The following is a 15651-nucleotide window of genomic DNA, read 5'->3' as shown; positions in this document are numbered from 1 at the left end:
ATGAATATCGCAACCACACCAAAGCTGCCTTTCTACAAGGCGACGGGCCGCGAATGCGACCTCTTCGAGACAGCTTATGAAAACGGTTTGCCCCTTCTTTTGAAGGGGCCTACCGGCTGCGGCAAAACCCGCTTTGTCGAGCATATGGCCGCCAAGATGGGCAAGTCTCTCTACACCGTCGCCTGCCATGACGATCTGTCGGCGGCCGACCTGATCGGGCGCTACCTGCTCAAGGGCGGCGAGACGGTCTGGGTCGACGGCCCGCTGACCTGCGCGGTACGCGAGGGCGGCATCTGCTATCTCGACGAAGTGGTCGAGGCGCGCAAGGACGTCACCGTGGTGCTGCACCCGCTGACCGACACGCGCCGCACCCTGATGATCGACCGCACCGGCGAAGAGCTGGTCGCGCCCAAGGGCTTCATGCTGGTGGCCAGCTATAATCCCGGCTACCAGAACGTGCTGAAACGGCTGAAACCGTCGACGCGCCAGCGGTTCCTGTCGATCAGCTTCGACTTCCCCCAGGCCGAGACCGAGATCGCCGTCGTCGCCGCTGAAAGCGGGCTGGAGCCGGGCCGCGTTGCGCCTCTGGTGCGCTTGGCGGGCCATATCCGGCGCCTCTCGGGCATGGATCTGGAAGAGGGCGTATCGACCCGTCTTCTGATCTATGCCGCGACCTTGATGGCATCCGGCATGGGCGTCGATCAGGCGCTGGAGGCTGCCGTGATCGAACCGCTGAGTGATGAGTCTGACACGCAGCAGGCGCTGCGCGACCTTGTCTCGACCATATACGGATAGATCCCATGCACCTTCTTGATCTGATGGAGCCGGAAGAGACCGTTGGCAATCTGTGGCACGACATGGCCAACGGAATCGGCGCCGGTGTCACCTTTCCCGAGGCGAGCGTCACGCTGGCCTCGGTCCGGCCAAGCCTGGCGGTGCTCTTTCGCTCGCTCGGCGGCGCGCCGGGCACCGAGCTGAATGAGGCAGCGGCGACGGTGGTAAAGCATCGCCAGCCCCTGCGCCGCAAGCTGGGCGCGGATCAAGATCGTGAATGGGTCGCCGCATATGATGGCGAGCGGCTGTCGCTGCCGCCCTTCATTGCCGCTTTTCCAGATGCGGCGCTGAACCGTGCCGCCTATTTCTGGCTGACGGCGCTGGCAGCGCTGATGGATGTGTCCCGGCTTGATCTGTCGGGCGAAGGCCCGGCGCAGGATTGCGCCCAGATCCGCGCCAACGCCGCCGCGTCAGATGCGGCCTATGCCGCCTGCCCCGGATTGCGGCAGCCCTACGCGCAGATGGCACGGCATTGCGTCGCGGCGCGCCCCGATCTCCTGCGCCCCGCGCAGGAGGCGGCAATGGAAGCTGCCATCCGCGATCAGCTGTGTGGTGGCGCGCCCGTTCTGGCCAGCGCGCCAGCGCCGCGCGGCTATATGCCCACGGCACCTGTTCCCATCTGGCTGCGCTTTGCCGCGCCGGGGCAGGGCGCGGCTGCAGGGGACGAGCAGGCCGATCCGGCCGCACCGCCGCCGAACGCCGCCCTGACCAACCGCAAGCTGGGTTTGCGCAAGGATCAGGAGCAGCAAAACCGCAAAGACAGCTTTATCATGCACCGGTTCGAGTCGATCCTGTCCTGGGTCGAATCGATGAACATCAACCGCAGCGTCGATGACGACGATGATGAGAATGCTCAGAAGGCGGCGGATGATCAGGACGAGATCGTCCTGTCCAAGCAGGACCGCAAGGCCGCAACGCGCCTGCGTCTGCATCTGGACCTGTCGCCCGCCGATGCCGATCACGAGGCGCTGGCGGGCATTCACACCTACCCCGAGTGGAACCACCGCAGCCGCAGCTACATGGACGCGCATTGCCGCGTTCTGGACGCGCCCGCGCAGCCCGGCGATACGCGTTTTCAACCTGACGAGCGCCGGATGCGCGAAGTGCGGCGCCAGTTCGATGCGCTGCGCCCGCGCCGCATCCTGCAACCGCGCCAGGTGGACGGCTCCGAGCTGGACCTCGACGCGCTGCTGACTGCGCGCGCCGATCTGAAGGCGACGGGGCGCGGGTCGGACCGGATCTGGCAATCCGCGCGTCAGACCGAGCGTGATCTGTCGGTCGCGTTCCTGATCGACACCTCGCGCTCGACCGAGGCCGCCATTGGCGACACATCGGTGATCGAGGTGGCGCGCGAAGCGATGGCCGCGCTGGCTGGCGGTATCGACGCCGCCGGAGACCGGCTGGGCATCTGGGGCTTTTCCTCGCTGCGGCGCGACCGCGTGTTCCTGACCCGCTGCAAGGACTTCGATACGCCCATGTCCGGCGAGATCACCGCGAATATCGGAGCGCTCAAACCCGGCCATTATACCCGCCTTGGCGCCGCGATCCGCCATGTCAGCGCACAGCTGGCCGAAGAGCCGAGCGCGCGCAAGTTGCTGATCGTCTTGACGGACGGCAAGCCAAATGATCTGGATCACTACGAAGGCCAGCACGGGATCGAGGACAGTCATATGGCCGTTCGCGAGGCGAGAGCCGCAGGCGAAAGTCTGCATGGCATCGTTATCGACGAGGACGGGCAGGACTGGTTCGCCCGTATCTTTGGCCGCGGCGGATTTACCCTGCTGCCGAACCCCGCGCGCCTGACCCGCGCGCTACCCGACATTTACCGCACACTCACACAGGAGAATTAAGATGCGTATTCTAGGCGCTTTCATTGCCATCGCCCTCGCCACATCCGCCTCTGCGGAAGGTTTCGATCGCCCCATCCCGCAGGCCCAATCGGCAACGGCCGAGTTTTGGTATGCGGTGGCGTGTGTGGGCCTGATTGCCGCGATGGTTCTGGTACAACGGCTGGTGGCGCGGCGATGACCGAAGGCGCGGCGCAGCGGGAGGGATGGTCCACGCGCAAGCTTGCGTTGGTTCTTTATCCGTTCGCGGCGGGCGCCGCGGCGGTCAACGTCTTTTTCGCCTCGCTGATCTTTAGCTGGATTGGCGGGCCCATCGCATCGACGGCGTGGTCCCTTGCGCTGGGCGGCGTGATCGGCGTGCCTGCGGCGTGGTATTTTGCCCGGCATATCCGGCGCCTGATGGACAAGGCCGACGGAACAGCCGCAGAAGAGAGCCGGGCGTCATGAAGGTCGAGATGAAAGATGGCCAGCCGGTGATCGACGCCGCTGATCTGGCCGGCCTTCTGGGCCTAAGCCCCGAGGACGTTCGGGCCAAGATGCGCAGCGGCGACATCACCAGCAGGTTCGAGACCGGCGTGGACGAGGATGCAGGCCGCATTCGGCTGACATTCTATCACGAAAACAAGAAAGTGCGCCTGACTTGCTCTGAGGATGGAACAGTCCTCAAGACTGCGCGCACGGAGATCGGAGGCCGCTAGTGGCAAAGACATCGGCAGAGCAGATGCGCGCATGGAAGGGGCCCGCGCTCTTCAGTTTCGGCTTTCGCCCCTTCTTTCTCTTTGGCGCCGTCTGGGCGCTGCTTGCCATGGTCCTTTGGCTGGCCACGCTGGCAGGTATGGTCGATCTGCCCTCACGCTTCGATCCGGTATCATGGCACGCGCACGAGTTTCTGTTCGGATATCTGGGCGCCGTTCTCGCAGGCTTTCTCTTGACTGCGGTTCCGAATTGGACCGGGCGCCTGCCTATGGTCGGCTGGCGGCTGGCTGCGCTCTTTTGCTTGTGGCTGGCGGGCCGGGCCGTCGTGCTAGTCTCGGCGGCTTTGCCTCCGGCCGTGGCGCCAGCGGTCGATCTGGCCTTCCCGCTTGTTCTGGGCGCGTTGATCCTGCGCGAGATCGTCGCGGGCAAGAATTGGCGCAACCTCATGGTGCTCGGGCTGCTGGCCGTGTTCACGGTGGCGAACGGGCTGTTTCACATTGAGGCCCTCAGTGGCGATTACGCGGCGCAAGGCACCGGGTTGCGCTTGGGCCTGGCGACCGGGATCATGATGATCGCCGTGATCGGCGGGCGCATCATTCCGTCCTTCACCCGCAACTGGCTGGCGCGGACCGAAAGCCTGGCGCGCCCTGCGCCGCCGATGCAGCGTTTCGACAAGGCCGTGCTTCTTTTCAGCATCGCGGTCCTGGCGCTTTGGGTCGCGCAGCCATTCGCGCAGCTGACAGCGGTGGCTTTGATCATCATGGGGGTCTTGCACCTGGCGCGGCAATTGCGCTGGCAGGGCCACAGAACCCTGGCCGAGCCGCTGGTCTGGGTGTTGCATGCTGCCTATGCGTTTATTCCCCTCGGGGCTATCGCGCTGGGACTTGATCAGATCATGGGCGGCTCCGGCGCGGCCGGTGCGCAACATTTGTGGATGGCAGGCGCGATCGGGTCCATGACCCTTGCGGTCATGACACGGGCCACGCTGGGCCATACCGGGCGCGCATTGACGGCAAACGCAGCGACGGTTGCGATTTACCTTTGTGTTTTCGGGTCGGTTGTTGCGCGGCTCATCACATCGGTCTGGCCCGAGATGAGCTATGTCGCGGGCATCCTGTGGCTGGCGGCATTCCTCGGCTTTGCCTTGGCCTACGGGCCTGCCTTGCTGCGGCCCAAGCCGCCGGTGCAACCATGACATGGACGGGGTTCGCATTTGTCTTTGGGGTGTTTTTCCTGACACACTCGGTCCCCGTGCGCCCGGCCATCAAGTCGCGGATCACTGCCCGAATCGGGCCGCGAGGGTTCACCGTGGCCTATTCGATCCTCTCGCTCGGGATGCTGGCGCTGCTGATCTGGTCGGCGGGACGCGCGCCTTATCTGCAGCTTTGGGCGCAGATGCCATGGCACCGCCACGCCGTGCATCTTGGCATGCTCGTCACGTGTCTGATCGTGGCGATCAGCCTTGGGCGGCCCAATCCGTTTTCTTTTGGCGGTGCGCGGAACTCAGAGTTTGATCCGGCGCGGCCGGGCATTGTCCGGATCTTTCGCCATCCCGTTCTTGTTGCCCTCGCACTCTGGGCCGGGCTGCATCTGCTGCCGAATGGTGATCTGGCGCATGTGTTGCTTTTCGGTGTTCTGGCAGGTTTTGCAATCGCGGGCCGTGCCTTGATCAATCGCCGCAAGAGGCGCCAGATGGGCGACGGCGCTTGGACCGAGCTGAACGCTGCGGTTGCCCAAGCGCCAATTTTCACAAGAGCCGCGTCATGGGCAGAACTTGCATTTCGAATTGTGGTCGGCGTCGCCGTGTTCGCGGCGCTTTTGATCCTTCATCCTTACGTTATTGGCGTTTCGGCCCTCTAGGCTAAGACCAATCGCCAGCGGTGCGCCGGTGATCCATCGCAAAGCCGCGCAGGTCAGGTCGCACACGTCTTGCAAAAGGGCGTTGCGGGCAGCAAATCCAGCCGGGCACGCGAGATGTCGTCGCCGCAGGTTTGGCAAATTCCGTAAGTCCCGGCCGAAATCCGTGCAAGGGCCGCGTCGATCCGCCTGACCTCGGCCAGTTCCGCCTGGCCAAGCGCCTCCAGCACTTCATCACCCTGCCTCTCGGAGGACCGATCCTCCCAATCCTTGGTCGGAGTTTCGTCGAGTGTGTGTTCGACTTCCTCCAGATGCTGTGTGAGCTCTGTTCGCCGCGCCTGCAGGGCGGCCTTGCGCATTGCGATATCCATGTCGTTTCCTCTCATGACCTTTGGGCAAGTGTGGATCGCAAAACGGGGCGCGCCATTGATTTGCATCAATCGGAACAGCGGCGGCTTCATATACTTGATCCCCGAGATTGCCGGGCGTTGGCGGGCACTTGCGGGCCCGAAAGACCGGTGGCAGCTTTGCGCCGTGGAGGGTAGGATCCTCGCGCGGTATGGCCGGTGCCCTGGGGCTGGCCCACGCCAATCAAGGTCGTCCGCCTAAAATCGCGGGCAAGTGCGGACGGAGTGCAGACGAGCGATGGCCGATCAGAACAAGGATACGCCTCAGCGGCAGCCCGGCGCTGAGGACGCAGATGCCGCGCCCCCCAGTGTGCGGCTGGAAAATGGCCAGTTGATCCTGTCCGGACGCCTGCTGATCGATACGATTGCAACGCTTGAGCCGCGGGAGCAGAAGGCCGAGGCCATCGATATCGCGCAGGTGAGCCACATGGATACGGCGGGCGCGTGGTATGTTGTGGATCTGCAGAGGCGGATGACCGGCGACACGTCCCAGATGCCCATCCACGGGGCCGACGACATGCAAAGCCAGCTGATCGAGGTCGTTCGGACCAGCATGCCGCCGGAGGATACCGGGGCCGTCAAACCCCTTTCGCTGACCGACCGGGTCGAGGCATTGGGGCGCAAGACGGCGTCCAGCGCACGGGTCGGGATCGAGCTGACCAGCTTTCTGGGACAAGTCATCGCGGCGCTGGGCAATATGGTGATCCATCCACGCCGCCTCAGGCTGACGTCGCTGGTACATCACATGCAGGAGGTGGGCTGGAACGCCATTCCCATCGTCGCGCTGATGTCGTTCCTCATCGGCGTCGTGCTGGCCTTTCAGGGCTCGGTCCAGCTGCGCCAGTTCGGGGCCGAGGTGTTTGTCGTCGACCTCATCGCCATTTCGGTGCTGCGCGAGTTGGGGATTTTGCTGACAGCAATAATCGTCGCGGGGCGGTCGGGGTCGGCCTATACCGCTGCCATCGGTTCGATGAAGATGCGCGAGGAGGTCGATGCGATGCGCACGCTCGGCCTTGATCCGATCGATATTCTGGTGGTCCCGCGGGTGCTGGCGCTGGTGCTGATGCTGCCGGTGCTGGGGCTGATTGCGGATCTGTCGGGGCTGGTGGGCGGCGCCATTATGTCCTGGATCGAGCTGGGCGTTTCGCCCGCGGTCTTTCAGGCCCGGCTGGTCAGCAACACGGATGTCTGGCACTTTCTGGTCGGCATGATCAAGGCGCCTTTCTTTGCCATGATCATCGGTATCATAGGGTGCTATGAAGGGCTGAAGGTGGGCGGCAACGCGGAATCTCTAGGGCGGCTGACATCGACCTCGGTGGTGCTGTCGATCTTCATGGTGATCGTGGCGGACGCCATTTTCTCGGTCGTTTTTGCACTGATAGGAATATGATGAGCGACGCGGAGCCGATCATAAAGGTGCGCGGGCTGAAGAAGGCTTTCGGCAGTCACCTCGTCCACGAAGGGCTGGACCTCGACGTGCGCCGGGGTGAGATCATCGGCATTGTCGGCGGCTCGGGCACCGGCAAGTCGGTGCTGCTGCAACAGATCGTCGGCCTGCTGAAACCCGATGCAGGCAGTATCGAGGTGTTCGGTCAAAGCGTTGCGGGCACGTCGCCCGAGCATTACAAGCAGCTGCGCCGCCGCTGGGGCGTGATGTTTCAGGACGGCGCGCTTTTTTCATCGCTGACCGTGCGCCAGAATGTCGAGGCCCCAATGCGCGAGCAGCTGGACCTGCCCGATGACCTGCGCGAGACATTGGCCGGGATCAAGGTGCGCATGGTCGGACTGGAAGAGGTTGCACAGACAAAGTACCCCTCCGAATTGTCGGGCGGGATGCGCAAGCGCGCGGGCTTTGCCCGCGCCATCGCGCTCGACCCCGAAATCGTCTTTCTGGACGAGCCGACGGCAGGGCTTGACCCGATCGGCGCCGCGGCCTTCGACACGTTGATCCGCAAATTGCAGGCGACGCTGGGGCTGACGGTGTTTCTGGTGACGCATGATCTGGATTCGCTCCACGCGATCTGCGACCGTATTGCCGTGCTGGCCGAGAAAAAGGTGCTGGCGGTCGGTACCATGGCCGAACTGATGAAAGTGGATCATCCGTGGGTCCACGAATATTTCCACGGTCCCCGCGCGCGGGCGGCCCTGGCAACCGACCAAGACGAAAAGGTGCAGTGATGGAAACCCGTGCGAATTACATCCTCATTGGCGCCTTCACGCTTTTGGGCATCATTGGCAGCCTCGTCTTTGCCGTTTGGATCTCCAGCGTTCAACTGGACCGGCAATATGCTTATTACGGCATCCTCTTCGAGGATGTCTCAGGGCTGGATTCCTCTGGTGACGTCGTTTTTAACGGGATCAATGTGGGTCGGGTGATCGAGGTGAAGATTCACGATCCCGACCCGTCCAAGGTCTATGTCGGGATTGAAATCGACGCGACGACCCCTGTGCGTGAGGATACCGTGGCGCAGCTCAGCTCTTCAGGTGTCACTGGTGTTGCCTATATTTCTTTGACGAACAGCCGGGCGGACGCCGCGCCCCTGACCGCAGAAGGCGACGGGCCGCCCATCATCCCTTCGCGCCGCTCGACCGTGCAGCAGCTGGTCGAGGACGCGCCTGACCTGATCTCCGAGGCAACCGAGCTTCTGAAAAAATTTCAGCAGATCGCGGGGCCGGAAAACCAGGCTTATGTGCAGAATATCCTCAGCAATCTCAGCGATGCCTCGGGCGGGCTGGACCAGGCGCTGACCGATTTTTCCGACATCACCAAGACTGTTTCGGATGCCACCGAACAGATTGCCGGGTTCAGCGGGCGCCTCGACACGCTGGGAGCTGCGGCCGAGACGACGCTGGACAACGTCGACCGGACGCTGGCCTCGGCCACCGGCGCGTTCGACTCGGCCAAGACCGCCATCGACACGACCGGTACGGCCATTGACAGCGCGGGTGCCGCCTTTGCCGAGGCCGAGACGCTGATGCGCGAACAGGTCCCGCAGATCGCCGCGCAGATCTCGCAGACGGTCGATGCGCTGAACAAGGCCGTGGCCGACATATCGGAGCGTTCGGTCAGCACGCTGGACGGGTTCGATCAGACGGCAGCCCTTCTGAACGCCCGGCTTCAGGAGCTTGAGCAGACGCTGTCGGATGCCAGCACCTCCTTCAGCGCCGTCACCGATGCATCGAACAGCGTGAACACGCTGGTTGCGGGGGATGGAGCCTTGATGGTGGCCGACGCGCGCGAGGTTCTGGCCAGCGCGCAAAGTACGCTCGCCAAGATCGAGACGGTCATCGACCAGGACGTGCCCGCCGTGGTCGCGGATATCCGCAGCGCCGTGTCATCCGCGTCGGTCGCGGTGGATACGGCCGCGAGCGATCTGACCGAATTCACCAACGGTCTGACACCCTTGGCCGAGGATGCGCGCAGGGCGGTCAACGCGGCCACCGACCTTTTCGAGCGTGCCAATATCACGCTCGCCAGTATCGACGGCTCGCTGGTTAACGCGGACCGCGCGCTCAGCTCTGCCGAAAAGGCGTTCGACAGTGCGAATGAGGTCATCTCAACCGATCTTGGCCCGGTTCTGGCCGATATCCGCGCGGCGACCGAGCAGATCGGCGGCGCCGCCGATCAGGTATCGCAAGACCTGCCGCAGATCACCACCGATCTGCGTGCGCTGATCGCGCGCGCGGATGATGTTGTCGCGCAGGTCCAATCCACGGTCAGCGCCGCCGCGCCGGGTATCCGCAACTTTACCGGCAATGGACTGAACGAGCTGGGCCGCCTCAGCAGCGAAGCGCGCGGGCTGGTTCAATCGCTGGAAAAACTGGTGCGCCGCATCGAACGAGACCCTGCACGTTTCCTTCTGGATGAACGCGTGCCCGAATACCGGAGATGACACTATGGATACGCTGACCCTCACCCGCCGCGCCGCGATACTGGGCGCCGCTGCCAGCCTTGGCGGTTGCAGCGCATTGTCGTCCATCAACGCGGCAGCCACGCCGCTGGACACCTACGATCTGTCGCCCGCCGCCGGATCCGGCGCGGGGCGCCGATCCGGCCGCACGCTGCTGGTGGCTGTGCCCAATGCACCCGCTTCGGTCACGAGTGACCGCATCATGGTAAAACCCGGCGCCGCCGCCGTCACCTACCTGCCAGACGCGCGCTGGTCCGATGAATTGCCCTTGCTGGTGCAATCGCTTCTGGTCCGGTCAATCGCGGGGACGGGCCGGATGGGATATGTTGGTCCGAACGAGGCTGGCCCGGTGCCAGATCTGGCGCTTTTGTCCCGCATCGACGCCTTCCATGTCGAAATCACCGGCGAGCGGGTGGTGGCGAAGGTCGATATCAGCCTGACCTTGCTGCGCGACAGAGACCAGAGCGTGATCAAGACGGCGATCTACGGCAGTGAGGCCGCAGCGGTCGATGACACCCCCACCGCCATTGTTGCCGCCTTCCAGGCGATCCTGGATGGGCTTTTGCCTGAAATGGCGAGTTGGGCCGCAGCGGGATAGCCACGTCACCTCCCCGATGTTCGGCGCCTCGATGCCTGTCGCCGAATAAGGGATCGAGCAATCGGTTGATCTATGCCGTCGGTAATGAGGTGTCACTTTCGCCGGGTCTTCTGCCGAGCGATGCGCTGTCTGCTGACCTTTTCGGGACGGTCTTTGCGCTCCGCGTCAGACATGATTTCACGCGAGCGCCAGGCGGGGGGCTTGCGGAAGGCGGACTGTTTGATCGGCCATCCCGCCACCGTTCGGCAAAGCTGAGATGAGTCTGACAAACCGCCCGGCGCCGGGCGCAACCTGCGCGTTCCGCGAAGTCATTGCCTCTCGTTTGGAACAAGCCCGCCCGGCGGCCGTTGTTATGCCGAGCGGCTGCGCTCTTGGGCCAAGTGCTCAGAGCGGCCGAGCGACCGATCACGCTTAGATACAATTGATACAAAGGAATAAAACGATGAAAATTCTCATGGTGCTCACTTCTCATGACCAACTTGGCGATACCGGCAACAAGACGGGCTTCTGGCTCGAGGAGTTTGCCGCGCCTTACTATGTCTTCAAGGATGCCGGGGCCGACGTTGTGCTGGCCTCGCCCAAGGGTGGTCAGCCGCCGCTGGATCCGTCCAGCGACAGCGACGATGCGCAGACGGACGCCACCAAGCGTTTCAAAGGCGATGATGCCGCGCAAAAGCATCTGGCCGAGACCGAGGTTCTCTCCAAAGTATCGGCAGACGGGTTTGACGCCATATTCTATCCGGGCGGTCACGGCCCGCTTTGGGATCTGTCCGAAGACAAAGACAGCGTTGCCTTGATCGAAGCCTTCACGGCCAGTGACCGACCCGTCGGGGCCGTCTGCCACGCGCCCGCCGTCTTCAAGCACCCCAAGGGCGCCGACGGCAAGCCGCTGGTCTCGGGCAAGACCGTGACGGGCTTTACCAATACCGAGGAAGAGGGCGTTGGCCTGACGGATGTGGTGCCGTTCCTCGTTGAGGACATGCTGAAGGCGAATGGCGGCCACTATGAGAAGGGCGACGACTGGGCATCCTTCGTCGTGACCGACGGCAAGCTGGTCACCGGCCAGAACCCGGCATCGTCAGAGGCGGCGGCGAAAAAGCTGTTGGCCCTGCTATAACTGTACGGTCGGGGCGGGCCTGAACCAGAGACCTGTTTCCAACGCAGTATGACAGCATTTTGCCCCGCGCCGCTGATCCCAACCGGCGCGGGTTTTCTTTTCCGCGGCATCGCGTCTAGATGCGGTTCAGCCGCCAGTCGGGGTTTAGTGCGGCACGCTCGCAGAAATCGTTGGTGTCGTGTCCTGCAAAAAGGCCGTCTTGGGTGACCAGTACGGTCCTCCATCCCCGCGCTGCCGCGCCAAGGATATCCGTATGGAGAGTGTCGCCGCACATGACGATCCGGTCGGGCGCTACACTAGGCAGAGTGGCCTCGACCAGATCATAAACCTCTCCAAAGGGTTTTCCGAAAAACCGTACCCGTGCCGCCCCGTCGTCCAGAAGCCAGTGGCCATAATGGCCCGGCTCCAGCGAAAACCCATCATCCCGCGGTGCGACCAGATCGGCATTGGCGATGAGTACCGGGCGGTCATGCGCGGCGAGTGATTTTTGCAGCATGGCTTGTCTGGCGTCGGTCCAACCGCTGGAGGACAGAAATAAAAACCCATCTGCGCGATCAAAGGTGGCGGGATCATCACCGAGGCGCAGCGCCTCATGTGCGATATCGCCCAAGTCATCCTCCGGTGCTGCGATCACGCCCCACAGGCCCGGTGTCAGCGCGCTCAATGCGGCGTCGCGGCTGGTTATGATCTCTTCGGGCAAGACAGTAAGACCCAGGTTGGCAAATTTCGCCACCGCGCCCGCGCGGTCGTAGCTGGCGGCGTTCGTCAGGATGCGGATGGCACATCCCCGCGCGCGCAGCTGGTCCAGCCTGCGGTCCGCGCCTTCGATCAGCGTATCGCCGACGTTCAGCACTCCGAAAGCGTCAAAGACGAAAGCGGACGCCTCGCTTGCGATATCGGTCAGCGCGCGGATATCCTGCGTGACTTTGCGCGCGCTAAATTGCGGCGGTGCGGCGGGAAGGCGCGGCCTGATCTGCTCGTATCGCTCGAAGATCTTCGGTGCGCTTAGCATCGGGTTTATCCTTGGTTGTTGCGCGGGCGCGTTCGCGCGCGACGCGATGGCCCAACCTTACGGATTTGGCCCTGAATGACAAAGAGCAAAGCGTCCAAAACTACATTTTATCGAGGCGTTTCCTGGGATTTGACCGCCGTATCGACAATTTATGTTGGTCATCCGATAGATTTTTGTTGTTTTGATGCTTTGGCGTCTCTAGCCTTCCCAGTGGAATATATGCCGGGGGGATGATGTCTGAACGCAAGCTCAAGCGGCGTGACACCATTCTGGGAATCGTGCGCGAGCGCGGGATGGTCACCGTCGATGCGCTGGCCGAGATGCTGGGCGTTTCGATGCAGACCATCCGCCGGGATATCGACACGCTTTGCGAGGATGACGCATTGCACCGGCGTCATGGCCGGATCGAACTGGCGCATCAGTCGCGCAACACGCCCTTCGATCTGCGCGCGGCGACCAACCCATCGGGCAAGCACCGGATTGGCGAGGCAGCGGCGCGGCTCATTCCGGACGGGGCGACGCTGTTCCTTTCGATCGGCTCGACCACGCTCAGCACGGCGCGGGCGCTGCGCAGCCGGCGTAACCTGACGGTCATCACCAACAATCTCAGCGCGGCGATGGCACTGAGCGACGAGATGTCCAATCGCATCATCCTGCCAGGCGGCGAATTGCGCCTGCCCGACAGGGACATATTGGGAGCCGACGTGGTGGAGTTCTTTGGCGGCTATCGCGCGGAATATGCGATTTTCGGCGCCGCGGGTGTGGCAGAGGATGGCAGCCTTCTGGAGTTTCACACGGTGGAGGTGCGCGCCCGCGAGCGCATCCGCGAGAACGCGCGCGCCTCGATCCTCGTGCTCGACAGTACGAAATTCGGCCGCCTTGCCCCTGCGGCGGGCGAGAATATCCGCGAGGTCGATCACCTCGTGATGGACCGGATGCCGGGCGCCGCATTCGCCGGGATCGTCGAGGATATGGGCGCGCGCCTCATTTTGGCCGAAGGGAGGGCGGCATGAGCGCGCCCTATGTCAGCCTCGCGGGCATCGCCAAACGCTGGAACGGCCAGCTTGGGGTCGAGGGCATCTCGCTTGATATCGAGGAGGGCTCGTTCGTCGCGCTTCTCGGTCCTTCTGGCTGCGGCAAGTCCACAACGCTCCGCCTTCTGGCGGGGCTGGAACTGCCGGACGAGGGCACGATCCACATAGACGGGCGCGACGTGACAACCAGCGCCGCGTCGGACCGGAACCTCTCGATGGTGTTCCAGTCCTACGCGCTCTTCCCGCATCTGTCGGTGGCGGAAAACGTGGTTTTCGGCCTCAAGGTGCGCCGCGTGCCCAAGGCCGAGCGGCAAAAAAAGATGGCCCGCGCGCTGGAGATCACCGGCCTCACCGGCCTCGAGGCGCGCAAACCTGCCGAGCTGTCGGGCGGCCAGCGCCAGCGCGTGGCGCTCGCGCGGGCCATCATCGCCGGGCAGCGCCTCTGCCTGATGGACGAGCCTCTGTCGAACCTCGACGCCAAGCTGCGCAATGCGGTGCGCAAGGACATCAAGAAGCTCCAGCGCGATCTGGGGATTACCGTGGTTTATGTGACCCATGACCAGACCGAAGCGATGAGCATGGCCGACAAGGTGGTGCTGATGAAGGAGGGCCGCATCCAGCAGATCGGCTCGCCCGATGATCTTTATAACCGCCCCGCCAACACGTTCGTCGCCGAATTCGTGGGTGCACCGCCCATGGCGCTGATGCCCTCGGCACAGGTGCCGGGCTTTGGCAGCGATCACACGCTGGGCCTGCGGGCCGAGCATGTGCGCATGGTGCCGCGCGGTGAGGGGCGGCTGGCCTGCACGGTCAGCGAGGTCGAGTTCCTCGGCTCCGAGACGCTGATCAGCCTCGATTGCGACGCGGCGTCGGGCCTGTCGGTTTTATTGCCCGGACTGCGCATGATGTCCGAGGGCGAACATGTGGATGTTACATTCGATGACAAGGATCTGCACAGATTCGACCCCTCCGGCCAGCGCATCGGGTGATGCGCGGAGGGCGGATAAGAAGACGGACGACTTCACATCTAGGGAGGATATGACATGAAACACTTTACCAAATTGACCGGGGCGCTGAGCCTGACGACCGCGCTGGTGGCGGGCGGCACCATGGCCGCCGCCGAGACCGAATTGACGATGTATTACCCCATTGCCGTCGGCGGGGCGTTGACCGAAGTGGTCGATGGTATCGTAGCCGATTTCGAGGCGGAAAACCCCGATATCAAGGTCAACGCGATCTATTCGGGCAATTACGACGACACCCGCGTGCGCGCCCTCTCGGCGCTCAACTCGGGCGAGCCTGCGCAACTGGCCGTCATGTTCTCCATCGACGCCTATGACCTGATCGAGCAGGACCTGATCGTGCCCTTCGACGATCTGGTCGAGGGCGAAGACGGCGAGGAATGGCTGAACGGCTTTTACCCCGCGCTGATGGCCAACGGCCAGATCGAGGGCCAGACATGGGGCATCCCCTTCCAGCGCTCGACCATCGTGGCCTATTACAACAAGGACATGTTCCGCGACGCGGGCCTCGATCCCGAAGCACCGCCCAGCACCTGGGACGAGATGGTCGAGATGGGCAAGGCCCTGACCAAGGACGGCACCAGCGGCATCATGATCCCCTCGACGGGCTATCCCTACTGGATGTTCCAGGCGCTGGCGATCCAGAACGGCAAGGAGTTGATGTCCGGCGACGGCCTGACCACCTATTTCGACGATCCCGAAGTGGTGGAGACGCTGGAATTCTGGAAATCGCTCTCGACCGAGCATGGCATCATGCCCGAGGGCACCGTCGAATGGGGCACGCTGCGCCAAGCCTTCCTCGAGGGGCAGACGGCGATGATGTGGCACTCCACCGGCAACCTCACGGCGGTAAAAGACGCGGCCAGCTTTGATTTCGGCGTCGCCGAATTGCCCGCGAACGAGCGCAAGGGCTCGCCCACCGGGGGCGGCAACTTCTACATCTTCAAGGACACTACGGATGAGGAGCGTGCCGCCGCGCTCAAGCTGATCCGCTTCATGACGGCGCCCGAGCAGGCGGCGGAATGGTCGATCGCCACGGGCTACATGGGCGTGTCGCCCGCCGCCTACGAGACCGAGGCGCTGCAAGCCTATGTCGCCGACTTCCCGCCCGCGCTGGTCGCGCGCAACCAGCTCGAGCATGCCGTGGCCGAGTTCAGCACCTTCGAGACGGCGCGCGTGCGCGAGGGACTGAACAACGCGATCCAGTCGGCCCTCACCGGCGCCAAGGAGCCCGCCGAGGCGCTGGGCGAGGCGCAGGAAGCGGCCGAGCGCCTGCTGAAGCCCTACCAGTAAATCAAACCCGCGCCGCCGCCGCA

At 63.6% G+C, this 15651-nt stretch carries 17 protein-coding genes; 15 read left to right on the top strand and 2 right to left on the bottom strand.

Translation table 11 applies throughout. The features are described 5' to 3' along the window. From BW975_RS10925 to BW975_RS10895, 7 genes are read left to right on the top strand one after another with little or no spacing between them, the layout of a single operon-like run. The gene (locus BW975_RS10925; RefSeq protein ID WP_076533920.1) at positions 1-795 is read left to right on the top strand and encodes a CbbQ/NirQ/NorQ/GpvN family protein; all 795 of its coding nucleotides are present in this window, start codon (positions 1-3) and stop codon (positions 793-795) included. A gap of 5 nt (positions 796-800) precedes the next feature. Then, entirely contained in the window at positions 801-2684 is a 1884-nt protein-coding gene (locus BW975_RS10920; protein ID WP_076533918.1) for a nitric oxide reductase activation protein NorD, read from the top strand. Between the two features lies 1 nt (position 2685). Further along, the gene (locus BW975_RS10915) at positions 2686-2862 is read left to right on the top strand and encodes a protein NnrT (protein ID WP_076533916.1); all 177 of its coding nucleotides are present in this window, start codon (positions 2686-2688) and stop codon (positions 2860-2862) included. Further along, the gene (locus tag BW975_RS10910; RefSeq protein WP_076533913.1) at positions 2859-3128 is read left to right on the top strand and encodes an NnrT protein; all 270 of its coding nucleotides are present in this window, start codon (positions 2859-2861) and stop codon (positions 3126-3128) included. The genes BW975_RS10915 and BW975_RS10910 overlap by 4 nt, the downstream gene beginning before the upstream one ends. Next, positions 3125-3379 carry a DUF6522 family protein gene (locus BW975_RS10905; RefSeq protein WP_076533911.1) on the top strand — a complete coding sequence of 85 codons (255 nt, stop codon included), beginning with the start codon at positions 3125-3127 and terminating at the stop codon, positions 3377-3379. Before BW975_RS10910 ends, BW975_RS10905 begins: the two co-directional genes overlap by 4 nt. After that, a complete protein-coding gene (locus BW975_RS10900) occupies positions 3379-4572 on the top strand; it encodes an NnrS family protein (RefSeq protein ID WP_244512611.1) in 1194 nt (397 codons plus the stop codon). The genes BW975_RS10905 and BW975_RS10900 overlap by 1 nt, the downstream gene beginning before the upstream one ends. Continuing rightward, entirely contained in the window at positions 4569-5237 is a 669-nt protein-coding gene (locus BW975_RS10895; protein ID WP_076533909.1) for an NnrU family protein, read from the top strand. The genes BW975_RS10900 and BW975_RS10895 overlap by 4 nt, the downstream gene beginning before the upstream one ends. 53 nt (positions 5238-5290) lie before the next feature. Here BW975_RS10895 and BW975_RS10890 read toward each other — a convergent pair whose 3' ends face one another. Continuing rightward, positions 5291-5605 carry a TraR/DksA family transcriptional regulator gene (locus BW975_RS10890; RefSeq protein ID WP_076533906.1) on the bottom strand — a complete coding sequence of 105 codons (315 nt, stop codon included), beginning with the start codon at positions 5603-5605 and terminating at the stop codon, positions 5291-5293. 274 nt (positions 5606-5879) lie between these two features. On the opposite strand from BW975_RS10890, the gene BW975_RS10885 reads away from it, so the two are divergent. From BW975_RS10885 to BW975_RS10865, 5 genes are all read left to right on the top strand, one after another. Next, positions 5880-7031 (top strand): MlaE family ABC transporter permease, encoded by a 1152-nt coding sequence (locus tag BW975_RS10885; RefSeq protein ID WP_083687083.1) that lies wholly within the window; start codon positions 5880-5882, stop codon positions 7029-7031. Beyond that, positions 7028-7819: an ABC transporter ATP-binding protein gene (locus tag BW975_RS10880; RefSeq protein WP_076533904.1), complete on the top strand. Its 792-nt coding sequence runs from the start codon at positions 7028-7030 to the stop codon at positions 7817-7819. The genes BW975_RS10885 and BW975_RS10880 overlap by 4 nt, the downstream gene beginning before the upstream one ends. Beyond that, the gene (locus BW975_RS10875; RefSeq protein WP_076533901.1) at positions 7819-9534 is read left to right on the top strand and encodes an MlaD family protein; all 1716 of its coding nucleotides are present in this window, start codon (positions 7819-7821) and stop codon (positions 9532-9534) included. The genes BW975_RS10880 and BW975_RS10875 overlap by 1 nt, the downstream gene beginning before the upstream one ends. A gap of 4 nt (positions 9535-9538) precedes the next feature. Next, entirely contained in the window at positions 9539-10150 is a 612-nt protein-coding gene (locus tag BW975_RS10870; RefSeq protein WP_076533898.1) for an ABC-type transport auxiliary lipoprotein family protein, read from the top strand. Positions 10151-10592: 442 nt separating this feature from the next. Further along, positions 10593-11267 carry a type 1 glutamine amidotransferase domain-containing protein gene (locus BW975_RS10865; RefSeq protein WP_076533895.1) on the top strand — a complete coding sequence of 225 codons (675 nt, stop codon included), beginning with the start codon at positions 10593-10595 and terminating at the stop codon, positions 11265-11267. A 115-nt stretch (positions 11268-11382) separates the two neighbouring features. Here BW975_RS10865 and BW975_RS10860 read toward each other — a convergent pair whose 3' ends face one another. Beyond that, positions 11383-12279 (bottom strand): HAD-IIA family hydrolase, encoded by an 897-nt coding sequence (locus BW975_RS10860; RefSeq protein ID WP_076533892.1) that lies wholly within the window; start codon positions 12277-12279, stop codon positions 11383-11385. A gap of 233 nt (positions 12280-12512) precedes the next feature. Here BW975_RS10860 and BW975_RS10855 point away from each other — a divergent pair, with 233 nt between their 5' ends. Genes BW975_RS10855 through BW975_RS10845 form a run of 3 tightly spaced genes read left to right on the top strand, consistent with a single transcriptional unit; the run spans position 12513 to position 15628 of the window. Continuing rightward, positions 12513-13292: a DeoR/GlpR family DNA-binding transcription regulator gene (locus tag BW975_RS10855; protein ID WP_076534734.1), complete on the top strand. Its 780-nt coding sequence runs from the start codon at positions 12513-12515 to the stop codon at positions 13290-13292. Continuing rightward, positions 13289-14302: an ABC transporter ATP-binding protein gene (locus tag BW975_RS10850; RefSeq protein WP_076533889.1), complete on the top strand. Its 1014-nt coding sequence runs from the start codon at positions 13289-13291 to the stop codon at positions 14300-14302. Before BW975_RS10855 ends, BW975_RS10850 begins: the two co-directional genes overlap by 4 nt. Before the next feature lie 54 nt (positions 14303-14356). Next, the gene (locus tag BW975_RS10845; RefSeq protein ID WP_076533886.1) at positions 14357-15628 is read left to right on the top strand and encodes an ABC transporter substrate-binding protein; all 1272 of its coding nucleotides are present in this window, start codon (positions 14357-14359) and stop codon (positions 15626-15628) included. The last annotated feature ends 23 nt before the right edge of the window (positions 15629-15651 follow it).

Origin of the sequence: Roseovarius nanhaiticus (assembly GCF_900156535.1) — a bacterium.
GTDB lineage: Bacteria > Pseudomonadota > Alphaproteobacteria > Rhodobacterales > Rhodobacteraceae > Roseovarius > Roseovarius nanhaiticus.
This window is presented reverse-complemented; position numbering and strand designations above follow the sequence as displayed.

Bases quoted from the DNA above. Each gene is read 5' to 3' on its own strand.
- BW975_RS10885 (WP_083687083.1), top strand. From the start codon at position 5,880: ATGGCCGATCAGAACAAGGATACGCCTCAGCGGCAGCCCGGCGCTGAG.
- BW975_RS10890 (WP_076533906.1), bottom strand. From the start codon at position 5,605: ATGGATATCGCAATGCGCAAGGCCGCCCTGCAGGCGCGGCGAACAGAG.
- BW975_RS10880 (WP_076533904.1), top strand. From the start codon at position 7,028: ATGATGAGCGACGCGGAGCCGATCATAAAGGTGCGCGGGCTGAAGAAG.
- BW975_RS10920 (WP_076533918.1), top strand. From the start codon at position 801: ATGCACCTTCTTGATCTGATGGAGCCGGAAGAGACCGTTGGCAATCTG.
- BW975_RS10905 (WP_076533911.1), top strand. From the start codon at position 3,125: ATGAAGGTCGAGATGAAAGATGGCCAGCCGGTGATCGACGCCGCTGAT.
- BW975_RS10870 (WP_076533898.1), top strand. From the start codon at position 9,539: ATGGATACGCTGACCCTCACCCGCCGCGCCGCGATACTGGGCGCCGCT.
- BW975_RS10865 (WP_076533895.1), top strand. From the start codon at position 10,593: ATGAAAATTCTCATGGTGCTCACTTCTCATGACCAACTTGGCGATACC.
- BW975_RS10875 (WP_076533901.1), top strand. From the start codon at position 7,819: ATGGAAACCCGTGCGAATTACATCCTCATTGGCGCCTTCACGCTTTTG.
- BW975_RS10860 (WP_076533892.1), bottom strand. From the start codon at position 12,279: ATGCTAAGCGCACCGAAGATCTTCGAGCGATACGAGCAGATCAGGCCG.
- BW975_RS10850 (WP_076533889.1), top strand. From the start codon at position 13,289: ATGAGCGCGCCCTATGTCAGCCTCGCGGGCATCGCCAAACGCTGGAAC.
- BW975_RS10855 (WP_076534734.1), top strand. From the start codon at position 12,513: ATGTCTGAACGCAAGCTCAAGCGGCGTGACACCATTCTGGGAATCGTG.
- BW975_RS10925 (WP_076533920.1), top strand. From the start codon at position 1: ATGAATATCGCAACCACACCAAAGCTGCCTTTCTACAAGGCGACGGGC.
- BW975_RS10845 (WP_076533886.1), top strand. From the start codon at position 14,357: ATGAAACACTTTACCAAATTGACCGGGGCGCTGAGCCTGACGACCGCG.
- BW975_RS10915 (WP_076533916.1), top strand. From the start codon at position 2,686: ATGCGTATTCTAGGCGCTTTCATTGCCATCGCCCTCGCCACATCCGCC.
- BW975_RS10895 (WP_076533909.1), top strand. From the start codon at position 4,569: ATGACATGGACGGGGTTCGCATTTGTCTTTGGGGTGTTTTTCCTGACA.
- BW975_RS10910 (WP_076533913.1), top strand. From the start codon at position 2,859: ATGACCGAAGGCGCGGCGCAGCGGGAGGGATGGTCCACGCGCAAGCTT.